Source organism: Fictibacillus terranigra, from assembly GCF_030412265.1.
Taxonomy (GTDB): Bacteria; Bacillota; Bacilli; order Bacillales; family Fictibacillaceae; genus Fictibacillus_C; species Fictibacillus_C terrinigri.
The window spans coordinates 1-18288 of the sequence record NZ_JAUHLN010000003.1 but is presented as its reverse complement, the minus strand read 5'-3'; the positions used below and the strand labels follow the sequence as shown (position 1 = coordinate 18288).

Annotated in this window: 19 protein-coding genes and 3 pseudogenes; 14 read left to right on the top strand and 8 right to left on the bottom strand. The window is 40.6% G+C overall.

All coding sequences use genetic code 11. The features are described 5' to 3' along the window. Positions 1 to 37: 37 nt before the first annotated feature. A complete protein-coding gene (locus QYF49_RS15300) occupies positions 38 to 142 on the bottom strand; it encodes a hypothetical protein (RefSeq protein ID WP_290400484.1) in 105 nt (34 codons plus the stop codon). A 715-nt stretch (positions 143 to 857) separates the two neighbouring features. On the opposite strand from QYF49_RS15300, the gene QYF49_RS25810 reads away from it, so the two are divergent. The 3 genes from QYF49_RS25810 to QYF49_RS15290 all read left to right on the top strand — a co-directional run bounded on the left by QYF49_RS25810 (position 858) and on the right by QYF49_RS15290 (position 2790). Beyond that, a complete protein-coding gene (locus QYF49_RS25810; protein WP_354005847.1) occupies positions 858 to 968 on the top strand; it encodes a hypothetical protein in 111 nt (36 codons plus the stop codon). A 326-nt stretch (positions 969 to 1294) separates the two neighbouring features. Continuing rightward, a complete protein-coding gene (locus QYF49_RS15295) occupies positions 1295 to 2185 on the top strand; it encodes a DMT family transporter (protein ID WP_290400483.1) in 891 nt (296 codons plus the stop codon). A gap of 170 nt (positions 2186 to 2355) precedes the next feature. Next, on the top strand, positions 2356 to 2790 hold the full coding sequence (locus QYF49_RS15290; protein WP_290400482.1) for a Dps family protein: 435 nt from the start codon (positions 2356 to 2358) through the stop codon (positions 2788 to 2790). A 222-nt stretch (positions 2791 to 3012) separates the two neighbouring features. On the opposite strand, the gene QYF49_RS15285 is transcribed toward QYF49_RS15290, so the two are convergent. After that, a complete protein-coding gene (locus QYF49_RS15285) occupies positions 3013 to 3210 on the bottom strand; it encodes a YozQ family protein (RefSeq protein ID WP_290400481.1) in 198 nt (65 codons plus the stop codon). Positions 3211 to 3361: 151 nt separating this feature from the next. Further along, positions 3362 to 3580, bottom strand: a complete 219-nt coding sequence (locus tag QYF49_RS15280; protein ID WP_290400480.1) for an alpha/beta-type small acid-soluble spore protein — start codon at positions 3578 to 3580, stop codon at positions 3362 to 3364. Positions 3581 to 3691: 111 nt separating this feature from the next. Between QYF49_RS15280 and QYF49_RS15275 the strand changes: the two genes are divergently transcribed. The 3 genes from QYF49_RS15275 to QYF49_RS15265 all read left to right on the top strand — a co-directional run bounded on the left by QYF49_RS15275 (position 3692) and on the right by QYF49_RS15265 (position 7676). After that, positions 3692 to 4006 (top strand): hypothetical protein, encoded by a 315-nt coding sequence (locus QYF49_RS15275; RefSeq protein WP_290400479.1) that lies wholly within the window; start codon positions 3692 to 3694, stop codon positions 4004 to 4006. Positions 4007 to 4444: 438 nt separating this feature from the next. Next, positions 4445 to 5635: an iron-containing alcohol dehydrogenase gene (locus QYF49_RS15270; protein WP_290400478.1), complete on the top strand. Its 1191-nt coding sequence runs from the start codon at positions 4445 to 4447 to the stop codon at positions 5633 to 5635. A gap of 283 nt (positions 5636 to 5918) precedes the next feature. Then, positions 5919 to 7676: a glycoside hydrolase family 3 protein gene (locus tag QYF49_RS15265; protein WP_290400477.1), complete on the top strand. Its 1758-nt coding sequence runs from the start codon at positions 5919 to 5921 to the stop codon at positions 7674 to 7676. 176 nt (positions 7677 to 7852) lie between these two features. Here the strand turns inward: QYF49_RS15265 and QYF49_RS15260 are convergent, their stop codons facing one another. Continuing rightward, a complete protein-coding gene (locus tag QYF49_RS15260; protein ID WP_290400476.1) occupies positions 7853 to 8068 on the bottom strand; it encodes a hypothetical protein in 216 nt (71 codons plus the stop codon). A gap of 236 nt (positions 8069 to 8304) precedes the next feature. On the opposite strand from QYF49_RS15260, the gene QYF49_RS15255 reads away from it, so the two are divergent. From QYF49_RS15255 to QYF49_RS15245, 3 genes and pseudogenes are all read left to right on the top strand, one after another. Then, positions 8305 to 9006 carry a hypothetical protein gene (locus QYF49_RS15255; RefSeq protein ID WP_290400475.1) on the top strand — a complete coding sequence of 234 codons (702 nt, stop codon included), beginning with the start codon at positions 8305 to 8307 and terminating at the stop codon, positions 9004 to 9006. A gap of 554 nt (positions 9007 to 9560) precedes the next feature. Then, entirely contained in the window at positions 9561 to 9830 is a 270-nt protein-coding gene (locus tag QYF49_RS15250; protein ID WP_354005842.1) for an AAA family ATPase, read from the top strand. Between the two features lie 120 nt (positions 9831 to 9950). Continuing rightward, positions 9951 to 10188: pseudogene (locus QYF49_RS15245) on the top strand (carboxymuconolactone decarboxylase family protein); the annotation flags it as partial. 284 nt (positions 10189 to 10472) lie between these two features. On the opposite strand, the gene QYF49_RS15240 reads toward QYF49_RS15245, so the two are convergent. The 3 genes from QYF49_RS15240 to QYF49_RS15225 form a co-directional block, all read right to left on the bottom strand. Then, a complete protein-coding gene (locus tag QYF49_RS15240; RefSeq protein WP_290400474.1) occupies positions 10473 to 10736 on the bottom strand; it encodes a hypothetical protein in 264 nt (87 codons plus the stop codon). A gap of 1012 nt (positions 10737 to 11748) precedes the next feature. Further along, positions 11749 to 12753 carry a DUF3231 family protein gene (locus QYF49_RS15230; RefSeq protein WP_290400472.1) on the bottom strand — a complete coding sequence of 335 codons (1005 nt, stop codon included), beginning with the start codon at positions 12751 to 12753 and terminating at the stop codon, positions 11749 to 11751. 376 nt (positions 12754 to 13129) lie between these two features. Beyond that, complete coding sequence (locus QYF49_RS15225; protein WP_290400471.1) at positions 13130 to 13357, bottom strand: YczF family membrane protein; 228 nt, start codon at positions 13355 to 13357, stop codon at positions 13130 to 13132. A 118-nt stretch (positions 13358 to 13475) separates the two neighbouring features. On the opposite strand from QYF49_RS15225, the gene QYF49_RS15220 reads away from it, so the two are divergent. The 4 genes and pseudogenes from QYF49_RS15220 to QYF49_RS15205 all read left to right on the top strand — a co-directional run. Next, positions 13476 to 15098, top strand: coding sequence for a spore germination protein (locus QYF49_RS15220; RefSeq protein WP_290400470.1), 1623 nt, complete (start codon positions 13476 to 13478; stop codon positions 15096 to 15098). Beyond that, positions 15088 to 16302: a Ger(x)C family spore germination protein gene (locus QYF49_RS15215; protein ID WP_290400469.1), complete on the top strand. Its 1215-nt coding sequence runs from the start codon at positions 15088 to 15090 to the stop codon at positions 16300 to 16302. Before QYF49_RS15220 ends, QYF49_RS15215 begins: the two co-directional genes overlap by 11 nt. A 27-nt stretch (positions 16303 to 16329) precedes the next feature. Continuing rightward, positions 16330 to 17451, top strand: coding sequence for a GerAB/ArcD/ProY family transporter (locus tag QYF49_RS15210; protein ID WP_290400468.1), 1122 nt, complete (start codon positions 16330 to 16332; stop codon positions 17449 to 17451). A gap of 82 nt (positions 17452 to 17533) precedes the next feature. Then, a pseudogene (locus QYF49_RS15205) lies at positions 17534 to 17736 on the top strand (spore coat protein); the annotation flags it as partial. A 58-nt stretch (positions 17737 to 17794) separates the two neighbouring features. Here the strand turns inward: QYF49_RS15205 and QYF49_RS25805 are convergent. Beyond that, positions 17795 to 17953: a UTRA domain-containing protein gene (locus QYF49_RS25805; protein ID WP_354005846.1), complete on the bottom strand. Its 159-nt coding sequence runs from the start codon at positions 17951 to 17953 to the stop codon at positions 17795 to 17797. Positions 17954 to 17988: 35 nt separating this feature from the next. On the opposite strand from QYF49_RS25805, the pseudogene QYF49_RS15200 reads away from it, so the two are divergent. Further along, positions 17989 to 18259: pseudogene (locus tag QYF49_RS15200) on the top strand (macrolide 2'-phosphotransferase); the annotation flags it as partial. Positions 18260 to 18288 lie beyond the last annotated feature (29 nt).

Genomic DNA, 18288 nt, shown 5'->3' with positions numbered 1-18288 from the left:
AGGTAAACTTAGTTTATTGAGAATTCGAATAAGATAGTTATTGATTACTGGAGCAAGGAGTAAGTATCAATAACTTGTCCATACGGTTGACATGATCAGGTAATCTATTGTCACCGCGGCGCACTTTCGCATCAATCTGCATTTCACACGGCGGTTACCCCGGAGTAGAACATTGTCTATAACTTTGCAGATTAGAAAAGAAAAAATTAAACCTTTAACCTTCAGACAAAGGCAGCCTGATAAATCGCGTTACGGGTGAGTAAATGAATAAAGAAGATTATGATAGAAGATTGGAAGAGAAAAAGGTATTTTGTAAATAATGGCTATCGTTATATAAAATGGGATGTTAACTCAAGCTTACCTAAGATTCCGTCGAGCCATAATAAAAATCACGTACCGTAAAGTGATATAAATTATTAAAACCTCAGTTCTACGCTCATCACGATTAATTTATCCATTTACTAAAATACACCACAAATAAACTGGTGAGGTGACATATGAAGGATTTTGAACTAACGAGAGTATAAGTTCTAATGCTAAAACCCGTTTTTGAGAGTATCATCTCCAGAAAGTACGGCTGAGATTTAAGGGTTCGTTCAATTAACCATTGGGAATGTGAAAGTTGATAAAAGAACATGAAGAGACTTCGGTCTCTTTTTTTATGTCCTCTTTTAAAAACACTGTCATCGCGAGCGTGATAGGTGGTAGCTTAGACACTCTTCGAAAAAGCCGAATGTACGTCGAAATGTACATCGATTTAATCAACTTTATCAGCCCGTCTTAGTGGAACCGAAACTACTCGTGGGTGATGTCCCTCGTCTAGTTGGGCTGGATGGAAACAATAAAATGAAAAAAACATCGGGAATGCCATTCATTTAGATTCTACAAAAGAAGAGGTTAATGAGAAGATTAAAAAGGCGAAAACTGACCCTGCCCGAATTCATAAAACGGATCTCGGTCATCCTTAAGTTCGCCCAACCTATGCATATCATCATGCATTTCGTAAATGAATAGAGAAAAAATTCCAAGAGATCGGCAAAAGCTAGAAGTGTACCTCCAGCCCTTCAGAGGTTCTAGTATGTAAAAAGGTAAAAAAGAAGAAGAAGGATAAAGATAACCTCCATAAAAAGCCGCTAATTATTCGGCTTTTTTATTCAATTCGAGGATTTCACAATATACAGGTATTACTGTATTAATTACGTTTATGAGCATCATTCCATACTTCGATGAGGATTGAAATATTCTATCTATATAATACTGGAGAAGGCAAAATTATAAATAAGGAGACTCAAGTATGAATAAGTTGAAATGGATATCACTTGTGCTTGTTACAACATTTTTAATGGGTTCTTCCTTTACTGTTGGAAAGCTTGGCTTGGCCTATTCTTCTCCCTTGTTGTTGGCAGCTTATCGTTTTATACTTGCCGGAAGCATCCTTGCGATCATTGTACGTGTTTTAAGAAGAGCACATCCAGCTGCAAAAGAGGGATGGGTGAAGATGCTACTGATCGGTGTTTTTCAAACAGCAGGTGTCATGGGTTGTATTTTCTTAAGTTTACGTTCGATTACAGCTAGTGAATCCTCTATACTTACGTTTACCAACCCTTTACTTGTTGTAGTATTGGGCTCCTTTTTGTTCAAAGCACGTTACAAACTTTATCAATGGGGAGGAGTTCTGTTGGGATTGACAGGGGTTGTAATTACACAGGGAACCCATCTTAAATTTGAGGTTGGAACTTTATTTGGAATTTTATCCGCTTTGCTGTGGGCGGCTTCTACCTTGTTAGTTAAGAAATGGGGAACGAATTTTGATACATGGGTTTTATCTGCGTATCAGATGCTTTTTGGTGGATTACTCCTTTTGGCAGCGAGCTTTTTACTTGAACATCCTTTTTTTCATCCTAATACTCATTCATTATCCATTTTATTATGGCTGAGTGTCATGTCCTCTATTGTTCAGTTTGCCGGGTGGTATTACTTATTGCAAAACACGGATCCTGGAAAGACAAGTGCCTATTTATTTTTGGCGCCATTCTTTGGTGTATTAACAGGCTGTATACTATTGAACGACCCTCTATTTCCGTCCTTTATCGTCGGAGGCTTCTTTATTCTTACTGGTATTTATCTTGTGAATCGAAACTTTCAGCCGAGCAAAGCAAAACGAAAATTATTTATTACCCACTAGCGGTTAAAAGATAGAACTTGAAAAAACGTCTTGAATTAAAAGAAACCTCGACCGTTTAAAACTAACGTGTTTCCATTTATTATTCCCACTTAATCTACATTATCCGTTTCAAATCCTTCTATATGGAGATACTGACAAATTAGGTGACAAAAATGATATAGGAGGATTATATGGACAGCACATACGAGGTATTAAACAAGCAAATTTCCAATTGGAACATATTATACGTTAAACTTCACAATTATCACTGGAACGTAAAAGGGCCCCATTTTTTTACTCTCCATGAGAAATTCGAAGAATTATATAATGAAGCCAATCAACATATTGATGAATTAGCAGAACGTTTGCTTATGTTACAGCAACAGCCTGCCGCAACAATGAAACAATATTTAGAACTGGCTACAGTCAAAGAAGCTTCAAATAATGAAACATCAGAAGGGATGGTACAAGAGATCATCGATGATTTTGCATTAATGAGAGATCAATTAAAGCAAGGTATGGAAATTACGGAAAAAGAAAATGATGAAGTTACCCATGATATGTTACTAAGTATTTCATCACAATTGGATAAACACACCTGGATGCTCACATCATTTTTAGCGTAAGTATCCTTGATACGTGTCCATTGTAAAAAACTACCTCGTGATCACAAGGTAGTTTTTTAACGTTCTTATGCACACCAAATTCAGTAGCGATTTCATACTTTACGACCTCAATCACGATTGCTGTATTTTTCCTTCTTTTTTATAACATTTCTCTCGAATGTATTTTTATTCTTAATGGTTAAAAGGACATTGCCAGTTGTGGTTTGAGTTAAGTATCGTGCTCTATTCCTCTCTTGGCATAGGGGGTTGGTCCTCTATGGAATCCGATACAGGTACACATTCACCACTCATATAGTAATCACTCACTTGTTCATGTGTAGTGGCCATACCTACAGAAACCTGATCTTTTCCTTTATAGTCCTCAGTCTCATAATTTCTTTCGCCCACAGTATTGCCTTCATTACTTTGTTTTTTTCTCATTTTTTTAACTCCTTCATTTCGATTATAATTTTTCTTCAACCTGCTTTCATTCATACAACAAACAACTCGTGCTTTCCCAACAAAATATAAAAGGGCTACCTATATTGAATAGGTAGCCTTGTCCATCAATATTTTGTTGTAATTAACAAAATTATTGTTGTTGCCCACCAAATCCAGAAATCTGTTGTTGTGCAGTAGCCACTAGACGTTTAGTGATTTCTCCACCAACTGATCCGTTTGCACGAGAAGTTTGGTCAGCTCCAAGTTGTACACCGAATTCAGTAGCGATTTCGTATTTCATTTGGTCGATCGCTTGTTGTGCACCTTGTACTAAAAGGCGATTACGATTTCCTCCACCAGTATTTGCCATGTTTGTTCACCTCCTTTTCACTGTTATTTTCTGAAATTGTGCCAAATACATGCCTTGAAATTTATGTAAAAACCACGAAAGGCATTTGATATAGAGGATTATGCAGGCTTTTTGGATAATGTTATTTATTCTGGTTATATTAGTCTGTATGGGCATGGGATAACATTGTTGTTCGCCAAAACACTTCCTTGGTTATCTCTTGCCTTTGATTTCATGACCACCATTCAACCCCCATTCCTTTGGGGTTTTTATCGTGAGGTTTTTTATGCCGCGCGGCAAGAGTTTAACGCTAATTCTTTGACAAACAATGTGTTTTTTGAGGCAGAAAAAGCTAAGTATTGGACCGGTTACACAAGAAATCATGAACTCACTCACAAAACAGCGGAAACCAGCGAGGTGGTTTTTCACAACAATACGGCAGCTTAATGGGTCAAACTGTTTTTTCTGGATTCAGCGGATAGAGCAAGGTTTAGGGAAAAAACTGTCAAAAGGAGTGCAGTCCTTTATGGACAAAAAATTCGTATGGAAAAAGAAAATACAAAACCAAAAAGCAGAGACTGACTTTAACAAAAGCAGAAATTAATCAAGGTTTAGTGTTGGCTTTGTGACTTTCAGGGCATCAGAACGATTTGGACAAGGATACGAACCGCGTTACACATAACAGTGCACACAAAGGTCGATCTGGAAAAGCCGGGATAGTACAGTTTTTTTAATTGCCGGTGTTATTAGCCACAAAACATATATACTTAGAGGTTTCTCTTTAACCTTGTAGAAGTAATACTTGGGAAACCTTGCGTCAAAAAAGACTGAATTTTCATAACTATTAAAAAGGATTGTTATTAAACTAGGAAGGGGGCTCTTTCTGTGGTTTCAGTTCTGCAAATACCAAGAACGATACTTTACGGCCAACATTCATTCCAGAAAGTGGGGGAGGAAACGTCTAAACTCGGAAACAAAGCACTCATCATCAGCGACCGAATGATGGAGAAGCTGATGTACGTTGAAGAATGCCAACATCTTTTAACACAAGCAGGAGTATCCTCAGTCAAGTATTTGGACATCGATTCTGAACCGACAGATACGTTTGTTTATGAAGCGCTGGACACGCTTAAAGCGGAATCGTGCAATGTGATTATTGGCTTAGGTGGAGGAAGCTGTATTGATACAGCAAAAGCAGTTGCAGTTCTGGGTACGAATGGGGGATCCATCAGCGATTATATGAATAGCAGAAAGATTGCACAAAAGTCTGCCGTTCCCTTAATTGCTATTCCTACAACGGCAGGAACCGGATCTGAAGCAACGGATGTAACCGTCATAACCGATATTGCGCTGGATATTAAAATGATGATTAAGCAGCCCGGATTCATGCCGGCAGCAGCCATTGTAGATCCGGTCCTCACCATTTCTTCTCCTAAAAATATAACAGCGGCAACCGGCATTGATGCACTTACTCACGCTATTGAAGCCTATCTTTCAAGGCGTGCCCATCCTTTTACCGATTCTTTGGCGTTAACTGCCATTGGACACATTATGGAAAGTATACGGGATGCATATCATCAACCTCAGAATATAAAGGCGAAGGAAAAAATGTCCCTTGCTGCCCTCCAGGCAGGAATGGCTTTTTCGAATGCATCAGTCTGTTTGGTTCATGGAATGTCCCGCCCGATAGGAGCCTTGTTCCACGTGCCTCATGGCATCTCGAATGCAATGCTTCTTCCTGTTGTTCTGGAGTATAGTCTAGAAGATTGCTATGAGAGGCTAGCTGATATCGGGAATATCATTTTTCATGACACGCAAGGGCTTACAAAACAGGCAATAGCGCAGAAACTAATAGACGAAATAAAAGCCCTATGCGTCGAGCTATCTATTCCTAATTTGAAAGGTTGGGGGATAATAGAGGATCTTTTTTTGCAAAGTCTAAAAAAGATGGCAAGAGATGCCCTGGCAAGCGGCAGTCCCGGCAATAATCCGAAAGTGCCGGATGAGATCGAATTAATGGAGCTGTACAAATTATGTTATGATTACCAGTTTAGTTCTCAAACGATTAAATCATAGAAATCGTACTGCCATTTTAAAAAGGCAGAAAGAGGAGGGCTTTTTTTAAAGAAGAAAGAAAACCCCTGGCTTTTTTCCAGGTGTTTTCTATACATACAACCAACCTACCATAATAAGAAAGCACGCCTATTGTCCAAATATGGAATACGAATCATTTTTCTAAATTATGTAAAATGATGATTGACCACTCTGGAATTTCGATGCTAACCTGTCATTGAAAGCAATTACATTTTACTTAAAGTGTCTGTTCTCGCGTTTCATATACTGAAGGAGGGAAATAGTGATGAAGAAGATGAGTGCTTTATTCAGTTCTGTACTTCTTAGTTCTACTTTCTTATTGCCTCTTAGTGCCAGTGCTGATCAATCGAACGGTAAATCCGATCCATCCATCACGTCCAGTAACCGGGTGGTCGAACGAATCGTAGCCCACATGACTGACAAGGAAAAGATAGGACAGCTGGTGATGCCATCAACACACGATAATACCAGTAAAATGCCGGATGACACAACCAGGCAACTTATTCAACACTACAAGGCTGGCTCCGTCATCGTTTATGGTGCCCGTGATGCCCGAACGACAGCAAAATATAATAATCAGCTGCAAAAGTGGGCTTCCAAAACACGTCTCAAGCTTCCTCTTTTAGTATCAGCGGATCTAGAGTTTGGAACGAAACAACATGTGACAGACGCAACGCCTTTCCCTCGGCAAATGGGAATCGGAGCAACAAGAGAAACGAAGACCGCCGAGGACGTGGCCAAGATCACAGCGTTAGAAGCAAAAGCTACAGGATTTAATTGGAACTATTCACCGGTCGCTGACGTAAATACGAATCCTGCCAATCCTGTAATCGGTGTACGGTCATTTGGGGAGAAAACAAACCTGGTCTCTGAAATGACGGCTGCCCAAATTAAAGGCTATCAGAAGAAGGGGGTAGTCGCGACAGCAAAGCACTTCCCGGGTCATGGGGATACGAGCGTGGACTCACACTTAGGATTAGCTGCAGTTACATATGACCGCCATACACTCGAGACCGTGCATCTTCCTCCTTTTAATGCTGCCATTGATGCAGGAGTAGATTCCATTATGACGGCTCATGTCATTATTAACGCCATTGATAAGGAGCTTCCCGCCACCCTTTCCAAGAAAGTGCTCACCGGACTTCTCAGAAAAGAGATGGGCTTTAAAGGTTTGATCGTTACAGATGCCATGAGCATGCATGCCATCGCAAAAGAATGGGGTGCTGGACAAGCCGCTGTGATGGCTGTTAACGCAGGTGCGGATATTGTAATGGCCACAGGAAATTTGGATGAACAGCTGGAAACCTATGATGCCCTTTTTCATGCACTTAAATCCGGCCAGCTATCAGAGAACAGGGTGAACGAATCGGTGAAAAGAGTCCTGGCGCTGAAGATAAAGTATAAGCTTTTTAGTGACCGTTATGATGATCCAGAAGAAGCAGTAAATGTAGTCAACAAACCTTCACATAAAGAAACGGCAGCAGAGGTTGCAAGAAAGTCCATTACGGTCGTCAAAAATGAGAAGATACTTCCTTTCAACCCGGCAGAAAAGAAAAATACACTAGTAACAGGGCCGATAATCTATGGATCTACTAATTTTATTAACAATATTGCCAGTATCGTTGATGAAAAATCTGCCGGAAATGTTATGAGTTATACTACTTCAACAGATTCGAAGGATACTGAAATCCAGCAGGCGGTACAACTCGCAAAGCAAGCGGATCAAATCATTGTGCCGACTTTCTCTCCTAGTGAACTTCCAGCCGGACAGGCGAAGCTGGTGAAGGAACTGCAGAAAACTGGAAAACCTCTGGTAGCGGTTGCCCTTGGCCTTCCTTACGATATTAAACAATATCAAGAGGTAGGCGCGTATGTGGCGACTTATGCGGTTGAACGGTGGGGCTCTCCTGTGCCGACCTCATGGAAAGCCGCAGTAGACGTGATCTTCGGAACCCAGCCAGGTGGAAAGCTGCCCGTGTCGATCGAAGGATTGTATCCATACGGAACCGGTCTGACCTATTAAAGGCGAAGCTGTAACGACATTATCATTGTGGTTTTACTTTGGATTTAGGACTAAAACTTCATTTATATATTTTCCCTACGCAAAAGCCCTGAATTCTGCTATTCTGCTGAATTCAGGGTTATTGCTTGCTTCGGTTAACTGCCGTTATGTTGACCAGCGAAAATAAATACTTATTGTTAAAGCTTAAAGAAATAATATTCCTTATTGAAATCACATACTGTATAGGTCTCCATAAGGGCCAACTGATCTCCAATCGTCGTGATCGATGTCCCTCGTTCCCAAAACCTCTCCACCTGGTCCACACGATCTCCAATTTTCGTCGTCTCTAGTGTCCATGGTTGCCCAATCGTCTGCATGAGTGCCACAAATTCTACAGTTGTGATCGTAACCATCAGTCATAGTTCCCAAAACTTCTCGATCAGGGCCGCAACACCTCCAATTGCTGTCTTCGTTGGTGTTCATCGTTTCCAAAACGTATTGTCCCTGATTGTCGTCTTTCGTCAACAAATAAGGTTGGTCCAAATCATTCATGACAGGCCATTCATTCATTTGCTGACCGCAGTCACAGCTTTGAGTAACATTTAATACATTCCCGCTATTCCTCATTTTCATTTGTTGCAATTCATGAATGAAGTCCATTGTACCCATTCTACCCATAAAAGAACTGGAACTGCTTGAACTGCTTGAACTGCTTGAACTGCTTGAACTGCTTGAACTGCTTGAACTGCTTGAACTACGTGAACTGCTTGAACTGCTTGAACTACGTGAACTGCTTGAACTGCTTGAACGGCTGCTTGATGACTCTCCTTGCCTGTTATTAGGTGAACTAAGGGAGGTACTGGACCTGCTTGATGATTCATATCTCCAATGGTATCTAGGCAAACTGGAACCAAGGGTATCACTCGGACTGGTAGGACTGGTGGGACTGACAGGACTCGTAGGTGGACTGGTAGGACTGGTGGGACTTCCAGGACCTGTAGGTGGACTGGTAGGACTGGTGGGGCTTTCAGGACCTGTAGGTGGACTGGTAGGACTGGTGGGACTTTCAGGACCTGTAGGTGGACTGGTAGGACTTTCAGGACTTGTAGTTGGACTGGTGGCGCTGGCAGGATTGCTGGGATCGCCGCTTAAATTGCTGGCAATGGCGCTTAAGTTGCTGGCAATGCCGCTTAAATTGGTAGCAATACCGCTTAAATTGCTGGCAATGCTGCTTAGATCGGTGGAACCGCTGCTTAAATTGGTGGGTTTGCTGCTTGATGCCTTTTTGCTATCGTTTCTCATCATCTCATTTGAGTTCCTTACTGGAAAAACCCAGTTAGAACCGATGTAACGGCTACTCGATGACTCTTTTCTTTTGTCTAACATCATACTGCCCCTTTCAATTTACTATATTCAGTACGGATGTTTGTAGAAAGGGACAAGTATCATGATCTGAAAAAACGGGCTGATAAACGCGTAAACGAGTGAGAGTGAACCTGCAATAGTAGATGTCTGTACATTTCATACCAAAGCCAAAGGATTTGAAATTCCAATATAGGGGCACACTTCCACGATAAGATGTATTATTTCACCCGTATTAATGTTGATCTGCCATAATAAAGTCCAACTTCAATATAGGCGGTTGCCGATAGCGACAGTGTGCAGCCCCTAGGTAATGAAAAAAATTCTGCTGTTCTTCACAGATTGTTTCTGTAAAAAATCAGAGGGCGGGGGAGACACAATGGAATGTGTGCTTTTCATTGGTATACAAGGCTCAGGGAAATCGACTTTTTACAAAGAGCAATTCTTCCATACCCATGTAAGAATTAATTTAGATATGTTGAAGACGCGGAATCGAGAAGATCTATATCTCGCCGCGTCTTACCAATCCAAGCAAAAATTTTAGTGGACAATACGAATCTTACGAAAGAAGTGAGAAAAAAGTACGTTGCTTTATCAAAACAATTTAACTATAAGGTCATCGGTTATATTATGGATTCCGACATTGACAGTTGTTTAGAAAGGAATAATAGACGCGAAGGAAAACAAAAAGTCCCGCCTGAGGTAATTAGAAGCGCGCTAAAAAAATTACAGATACCCACTTTCGAAGAAGGATTTGACGAATTATTTCAGGTGAAAAATGAGAACAGGCAATTCGTAATAACCAAAATATAAGGTTGATCATCATGGGTAGCCCATTTTTTGGCATTGGATTCATTTTACAAGTCCAATATGCTGTCTCTTTTTTAAGGTTCGGCATTCTCACTTCGGGAGAATAAAGCAAAGAACAACGTTTATTGTATTAATGCTTGGAGAGAGTGCACATTTTACACAGATGCAGAAAAAGTTGCTTTAGAGTTAACGGAACATGTGACATTGATTCCGAATAAGCGTGTACCGGATGAATGTATATAATCGCATACGTAAACATTACAGTGAAAAGGAATAGGTTGACCTTGTACTAATAATTAATCAAATTAACAGTTGGAATAGAATTTCTATTGCAATGTGGAATATAGCAACTGAAAAATAATTATACAAGAACTTGTTGCAGAGGGCAGACCGAGGAAATTCTAAACGATACTCGTGACCTACAATCGGCGATCGATCTTTTTTTAATCAACAATAAGGCCTTTTCCGGCTCTTCTTGTTCGGGATTCAAGTGCCTTCCGTTGCGGAATACAACAAGCGGAAAAAAGAAAAGACCATTAAGGCGCAAAAGGCGAAGGAAGAAGAGAAAAAGCCCTATAACGTGCTGGAATAGACACAAATAATAGCTAAAAATACAGAGAAAGAGCATTTCTGCCCTTTCTCTTTTTACCAATCACAACCACAATGATTATGCTGCTTTTCCTTCTCGCGGCATAGGCATGCTCGTAAGGCAGCCCTTGCTCGTTCAGCCTCTGCTTCGGCAAGAGCTGCTTGGCGTTCAGCCTCTTCTCGTGCGGCTTCCTCTGCTCGTAACCGAGCCAATAGTTCTCTTTCGATCGGGTCTCTTGGTGGAATATCTACTGGTTGGAGTGGTGGTGCTGCACTACACCTTCCATTGCGCTTTGCTGCAATCATCCTTCTATTTGCCATACCTTTCAACCTCCCTTGTGCTTTTGGTTTAAAAAAATATAGCCTATTTTTGGGACCAATCGAAGAGGGGTGTTCCCTGATTGGCCTTGCTATTAATCTATGAAGAAATCTATCAATGGTGTGGGAAAATAGAACGGATTTTTTTCTGCACTCTATATGAATTAAACGTAGAGTACTGCCAAATATTCTCCAGCTAATGAAGAGGGGGAACTGGAGCGGGTAATTTGCTCCCGGTACATATTTCGGTTCCCACATAGAGAAATTTTCTTCACTTTGCTCTCTGTTGATGAAACGACACAGAACAGAGACAGTTCCGCATTTTAATTTTACCTTGGAACAAAGGATACGCCCGCGTAGCAATAAATGTAAACGTAAAAATGAAATGAGGTACAGTCTGGCGGATTTAGTGAAAGGAATTTCTGAATAGAGGGGAGTAAAGCCTTAGCCTCGAACTCCTTTTTTTCACTTTACAAATACCGACGGGCGAGTCCTCGAAATATAAATCCAATCATCAAGCCAGGAAAAAGAAAAAGTATAGGAAGCCATACGGGTCCCCACAATTTGCCGAAAACATATAAAACCGGGGAATAAATTAATCCGATGGTTACAGAAAAAGCAGCGAATACAAAAGGAAAAAATGCAAATTTGGAAGATGAGTCAGTTGCATTCTTATAGGCATCCCATAAGGAAAAAAAGTAAAAACAGGGATAAAACATTAACCAATTATAATGAGTTGCGGACATTGCTTCCTCAATTCTTCCATGAAAACTCAGGAGGATGATTTGGTTAAAGTTTGCCTGAAGGTTAATGATCATTTCCAAAAGCAGAAATAAAAAACCTTTAATGTAATCCTTGTTTAACAGTTGGCCGACTCCAGGCAAAGCAACGCTCCAAAGGAGCCGCTCCCATTTATCATTCACATTACCCTACCCCTTCTTTCATGACTTCATTGTTGCAAAGGGACTTCTGATTTAGTCACCCATGGTTAGTATGGAGGGCTTTACAGTCGAACTTACTTTTTCTTTATTAAATGTTCGCGGTCGGGGGATTGAGGTGGTTCCTCTAACCAGCCATTGTCGATCATGAGGTTCGCACCGTCTTCTGCATAAAGGGAAACCTCCACTAAAATGCGCGAGTATTTCAATCCAATATCACGTCGGGGACTTGCTGCCATGCCGGCACCATAGTTTGCAATTCCGGCCGCTGACATGGCGGAGGCATGAAAAAGCATCAGCTTGTCGGAGAAAGGTGCAGCGGTTTCGGCCGTTACAATGGTATCCCAAAATCTTGGACCAGGAATGTCTTCATTTTCTAAAATAGTACTAAACAATGTAATATGCTTTTGGGCGATGTTTTTTCCTCTTAAATAATAAGCCTTGAGTTCGGGGTCTTGAGTAACTTGGGCAAATCCTAACATAAGACTTTTACCGATAAAATTAGTTTGAATGTTATTAAATATATGAGTCATTTCAATGACATTCAATGGTCGTTGTTTCCCAAACAGAGTTCCTAAATAGCTTTGTTTAGAAGCAAACTCTACTGTATCAGGGAAAGGGATATAGGGGGAACGAATGAATATACCTTTTTCAAGAGCAAGTTCTTTTACAATCAAGTGCAGTTCTAAGGCCTGATTAATCACACCGATTTGTATGGTTAAAACATCCTTGTGTGCGGCTGTTGCTAAGGCGAATGAACCAGCTGTCATACCAAGGATAGACATATTATTGAGGTATTGCAGGAAAAAGGGATCCGAAAATAAACGAGGGGCTTCAGGAAACACATCTTCTTCTGTAAAACCAATCGGTACAGGGAGTTGAACTTCATTAAATAGTTTCTTTACATCCTGAATTTGTTTTTCGGATTGGGAAAAACCTAGTTTTATTACTTCTCGAATTTCGGGATCTTCAACCTTTTCTAAAAAATAAGTCATCACACATCTCGCTGCCGTATTATTTATGTAAATTCCCCAAAGCCCTGCAATTTCTGCTGAGTTTATTGGAGTGTCGTGTTCAGCCATAAATATGCCCCCTCAACATTTTTGTGGTTAGTTTGTGTTCGAAACAAAAATCTATACACTTGGAATTCATTATGACGTTGAGGAAGTGACCTGATCAGTGGAAGACCATTCCTAAATGTAAAAAATAGATAAAAAAACAGACAGGAGCAGTCCTGACTGTTTTTTGTTTTGTTAAAAACACATGCACTTGTAATTCAGTAGAGCCTGTTAAGCAATGACTGTTTACTTTTCGAATAGAGGGAGAGATAAGACCTAGAAACGAAGGGGTTATACACCGAATATTGATCTAAAAAAGAAACGGTTTTGCTGCAACGTTATCCATCTTTTCTTTCTTGTTTTGAGACTGTCAACATTTTATATGGAATGCATTCTTGGTTTACTTTTTTTGCTTCCATTTTTGAAGAAGAGGCGATAGTACAAGATTCAATCCTAAAAAGAAAATTAATAAAAAGAAAACAAAAAACTCGGGAGCTTCCATCACGCGAAAAGGACTTAGGGCATTTTTTATTGCTGTATGGATTTCAAAACCTGCAAGAATATCCATTCCTAATGAAAACCCTAATAAAACCACGAAAATCAAAACAGTGATACAGATAATTTTCACTTTTATCACTCTCCAGCTATTAGGTTTTCCTTCTATGTGTTTTTCTATTTAAAAGATAAAGTGAATAAATGAGAAGGATTACGCTGAAACTTTAAAAAAAGAAAGAAAGGATCTGCTAATGCCTTCATTTTTCAAACGTGGAAAACAAGTGAAAAACAACCCAAACAAAAAAGACGGAATTAATCATAACCTTCCCCAACCCTTAAACATATCTTTGGCAGTGAACCTGGATTTCATCAATCAAAAAACGGGAAATAGTTCTGACATTGTGATTCGAACGAAAAAAATCGGCACTCATACCCAATTGACAACAGCAGTTTTGTATGTGGAAGGAATGGTGAACGAACAATCTATCCAGGATTTTTTAATTGAATCGATGATGAACAACAGTAAAGACCTAAATGCATTAGGGCCACAGGAAGCTTTAGAAAAACTAGCTGAAGATGTCGTTTCGCTTGGTCATGTCACGTGGGTTCAGGAATGGGATGCGCTGTTTTTGTCCCTAATGTCAGGGAATACTATTATTCTTGTCGACGGTGTAAAAAAAGCATTGAATGTTAGTACAAAAGGCGGGGAAAAACGCGCTATTGAGGAACCTTCGAGCCAAGTAACCGTTCGGGGTCCAAGAGATGGGTTCACTGAATCTTTAAGTACCAACACAACTCTGATACGGAAGCGTATTAATTCACCTAATTTGTGGGTTGAGTCCATGCAAATCGGTAGGGTGACAAACACCAAGGTAGCCATGGTGTATGTCCATGGAATTGCAAATGACAAAATCGTTAATGAAGTGCGTAGGCGGTTAAAGGCAATTGATATTGACAGCATTCTGGAATCAGGATATATCGAACAACTCATTGAAGATCAGACCTCAACCACCTTTCCGACTCTTTATCATACAGAAAGACCGGATTCAGTCGCAGGCAACCTCCTTGAAGGAAGAGTGGCTATCATTGTGGATGGTACACCGTTTGTACTACTTGCACCAGCGATATTTATCCAGTTTTTTCAAGCGGTAGAAGATTATTATGCCCGTTTCGATATCTCGACCGCTCTTCGCTTCTTGCGGATCTTGATTTTCTTTATCTCAATAATAGCCCCTGCTACTTTTGTTGCGGCAACGACCTTCCATCAAGAGATGATTCCAACCAACCTAGTGATTGCAATTGCAGCACAGAGGGAGACAGTTCCTTTTCCGGCATTTGTTGAGGCGGCCATGATGGAGGTAACCTTTGAAATATTACGGGAAGCCGGTATTCGTTTGCCAAGGGCGGTTGGATCAGCAATCTCGATTGTTGGCGCTTTAGTCATCGGCCAGGCAGCGGTGCAAGCTGGTATTGTTACCCCAGCGATGGTTATCATTGTATCCATTACGGCAATTGCCAATTTCGCGACCCCTTCCTTTGCGATGGCCATTTCTGCCCGTTTGATTCGTTTTGCCTTTATGGTAGCAGCCGCACTATTTGGTTTTTATGGAGTTATTCTAGGGCTTATCATGTTGATCCTGCATTTATGTGGGTTGCGTTCTTTTGGTGTACCTTATATGACACCAATAGCCCCCGTCATACCTGCGGAGTTAGGTGATACCTTCATCCGTGTACCTTGGTGGGCTTTATGGAGGAGACCAAGCTTCATCAGTTCGAATCGTACTCGCAAAGGGAAAAACAAACATCCGCAGCCTCCTCGAAGCCGCGGTATAGTAAATACCGACATGGAACAAGGGGACCGCAATGAATCGTAAAACAGTATTTCTTATCTTATTCTTAAGTGTTGCCTTCCTCTCTGGATGCTACAGTCAAAAGGAATTAACAGACCTAGCGATTATTTCAGCCCTGGGAATCGATAAAAATGAAAACGGAAGGTATGTTGTGACCTTTCAAATTGTCAATCCCGGAAACGTGGCGGGTGGACAACAAGTAAGTGGTGGCGCACAGGGTCCACCGATTACTGCCTTTTCGGTTACAGGGGACAATCTGGTTGAAATAAGCCGTAAAGCAACGACTAGGTTATCTCGTAAAATGTATTATGCCCACGCTAACTTATTAGTCATCAGCGAGAAGCTAGCAAAAACGGAAGGAATACTTAAACTGATAGACGCCTTTGATCGCGATCCAGAGTTCAGGAATACTGCCAGTATTGTGATTTCTCGTGACGTAAAAGCCGCGGATTTTGTGAAAACATTGACGCCTGTCGATAAAATCCCTTCGAATAAAGTAATAAAAACATTGAAATTTTCGGAACAAAGATGGGGAAGAATTCTAGATGTCAACCTTCAAGATGTGATGAAAAGCCTCATTTCTCCAGGAAAAGGGCTTGTGCTAAGCGGATTCCGGTTGTTTGGAGATCGTCCGCTTGGAAAAACGATGCAGAACATTCAACAAACCAATCCCCTGGTAACAATACGAGCTGATGGATTAGCTGTCTTTAAAGATGGAAAGTTAGTCGATTGGATTGAAGGAAAAAACGCAGGTGGTACATTGTGGATCCTGAATAAAATTAAAGCCACAGATGTCGATATCCTATGGAAGAAGGAAAAAGATGCGATTTCATATCAAGTAACCCGGCAACAAACAAAGGTCTCAGCTTCTATGAAAAAAGGGGTACCTGTTATGTTAGTAGATGTCCGTGCCGAGGGAGGAATTGGAGCAGTAAAAGTGCCGGTTAATCTGAATAGTCCGAATGTAATTCTTGCTGTAGAAAGAGCCTTGGAAAAAGAGATTCAAAAGGAGATTCAAGGGGCTGTCCAACACGCTCAAAAAGATAAATCGGACATTTTTGGGTTTGGTGAAGTGGTGCACCGAACCGATCCGGCGGCTTGGAAGAAGCTAAAACACGACTGGAATGATGCTGCCTTTCCTAAAGTAAAGGTGAAGGTGAAGGTAGACGCCTTTGTGCGACGCAGCGGTTTGCGAAATAAACCTTTCCTTTCTAATTTCGAAAAATAAATAACGGGTCAAAGGAGTGAGAAATCAGTGGAGAAGGCGAAGATCAGTTCATACCAGCTATTTGTCCTCATGTTTTTATTTGAATTGGGCAGTGCCTTATTAGTTCCTCTTGCTATGGGAGCAAAACAGGATGCCTGGATCGCCATTCTTATTGGGATGGTGGGTGGATTTTTCTTATTTTTTATCTATCTTCGCTTGTACTTCTATTATCCAGATATCCCTCCAACAGAATATGCCCAAAGGATCATGGGGAAATGGCTAGGACGCTGCATTGCTTTTTTTTACATTCTCTATTTTGCGTATCTCGCCGCAAGGGTACTACGAGACTTTGGAGAGATGTTAATCACCTTTGCCTATCCAGAAACACCATTGTTCATTACCAACACGCTATTTATGCTTGTAGTAATTTACGGAGTCCGAAAAGGAATTGAAGTAATGGCTAGGGCGGGAGAGTTGTTGTTTGTTTTAATGTATCTTCTTGCTGCTGTGGGTTTCGTTTTGATCGTTGCCTCTGGTCTAATTGATTTGAATAACATAAAACCCATACTAGAAGAAGGTATTAGACCTGTGGTGAAAACTGCCCTTACTCAAACGCTATTTATACCCTTTGGGGAATCTGTTGTTTTTGCAATGATTTTTCCCTATTTAAATAACCCCAAAAAGTTAAAATGGACGGGTTTGTGTGCGCTGGGTTTAAGCGGCTTTAATCTTGCTATTGCTATGGCCATTAACATTAGTGTGCTGGGGGTGGATCTGGCGACACGTTCACAGTTTCCCCTACTATCAACTGTACAATCGATCTCGATTGCAGAATTTTTGGAACGTCTAGATGTATTTTTTATGCTTGCACTGATTATTAATGGATTTTTTAAGATCGGCCTTTTTTTCTATGTAACTGTAACAGCAACTGCAAGTCTGTTTAAGATCAAAAAACCATCAAGCCTTGCTTATCCCCTTGGGATAGTTACGCTGTTGTTATCCAATACGATTGCGAGTAATTTTTCAGAACATCTACAGGAGGGGTTAAGACAGGTTCCATTTATTCTCCATCTTCCTTTTCAAGTGATAATACCTCTTTTGCTTCTTATCGTTGCTTTTTTTATAAACCGAAAAAAAAGTTCAAAGCAAAAAAACGATATTCATCGTTAACTTCACAAATTTTCATGCCCTGAACGGGATGGGATTACTTGTGACAAGGTGCTGTTATGACTAATTCTTTAGGAGGATATAAATGTTGGAAAATCAGGAACAGATGCACCAAAATATGCATGTAGGGAATATTTCCCCACAACTGAATCATGGAGGACATGAGGTTTTTGACACGAAGTCCTGTCAGGAACAGTAAGCACACTCGATCAATACATGTTATTGCGTCCTCATGTAAAAGACCAAGAACTGTTAGATATCATGGATCGTCAATATACATTTATTCAATGCAAATCGGATTTAAGAAGCTCAGTTACAATGAGCTTCTTTTTTGTCAAACCGCATCTTACTGGTTCATATAGTACCTCTTCATGATAAATTTTGAACGATCTCCACGGACAATACTAGAGGATAGTTCGATCGGAAACTGTTTCGTCGAAAAGGTGACAGACTCTAATAAAAAAGCTGGAGAACCTGTCGGAATGTTTAGCAGTTCACTCTTCATTATCAACTGACGATGTTGCGACACTATGTTCATGCGGCCACACGATGATTGATAAAGATGCAAACGAAACCGGCTTAATTGACTGGACCGAAGCAAAAGTAACCGTGTGTCAATCGACTTTGTTTTCCAGTACCAAGCCTTCCGATCAGCTATTACCGTGAAATTTACTGGCCGGCCATGAAGGAGCACATCATTGAACTTAAAGCAGCATATCCTGTTGCGATGGCTGAGTTTGCGAACATCTCAGGCTTGGAAGAGTATGAGCAGATGGCAAGAGAAACATTGGAAGTGAGTAAAAAAAGGTAAATTATTTCTCAGGAAACAATAACCAATTT

What these genes read in the sequence shown, in the direction of transcription:
- QYF49_RS15300 (WP_290400484.1), bottom strand. Translation starts at nt 142, where the DNA reads ATGCAGATTGATGCGAAAGTGCGCCGCGGTGACAATAGATTACCTGAT.
- QYF49_RS15295 (WP_290400483.1), top strand. Translation starts at nt 1,295, where the DNA reads ATGAATAAGTTGAAATGGATATCACTTGTGCTTGTTACAACATTTTTA.
- QYF49_RS15290 (WP_290400482.1), top strand. Translation starts at nt 2,356, where the DNA reads ATGGACAGCACATACGAGGTATTAAACAAGCAAATTTCCAATTGGAAC.
- QYF49_RS15285 (WP_290400481.1), bottom strand. Translation starts at nt 3,210, where the DNA reads ATGAGAAAAAAACAAAGTAATGAAGGCAATACTGTGGGCGAAAGAAAT.
- QYF49_RS15280 (WP_290400480.1), bottom strand. Translation starts at nt 3,580, where the DNA reads ATGGCAAATACTGGTGGAGGAAATCGTAATCGCCTTTTAGTACAAGGT.
- QYF49_RS15265 (WP_290400477.1), top strand. Translation starts at nt 5,919, where the DNA reads ATGAAGAAGATGAGTGCTTTATTCAGTTCTGTACTTCTTAGTTCTACT.
- QYF49_RS15260 (WP_290400476.1), bottom strand. Translation starts at nt 8,068, where the DNA reads ATGGTTACGATCACAACTGTAGAATTTGTGGCACTCATGCAGACGATT.
- QYF49_RS15255 (WP_290400475.1), top strand. Translation starts at nt 8,305, where the DNA reads ATGAAGTCCATTGTACCCATTCTACCCATAAAAGAACTGGAACTGCTT.
- QYF49_RS15240 (WP_290400474.1), bottom strand. Translation starts at nt 10,736, where the DNA reads ATGGCAAATAGAAGGATGATTGCAGCAAAGCGCAATGGAAGGTGTAGT.
- QYF49_RS15230 (WP_290400472.1), bottom strand. Translation starts at nt 12,753, where the DNA reads ATGGCTGAACACGACACTCCAATAAACTCAGCAGAAATTGCAGGGCTT.
- QYF49_RS15220 (WP_290400470.1), top strand. Translation starts at nt 13,476, where the DNA reads ATGCCTTCATTTTTCAAACGTGGAAAACAAGTGAAAAACAACCCAAAC.
- QYF49_RS15215 (WP_290400469.1), top strand. Translation starts at nt 15,088, where the DNA reads ATGAATCGTAAAACAGTATTTCTTATCTTATTCTTAAGTGTTGCCTTC.
- QYF49_RS25805 (WP_354005846.1), bottom strand. Translation starts at nt 17,953, where the DNA reads ATGAAGAGTGAACTGCTAAACATTCCGACAGGTTCTCCAGCTTTTTTA.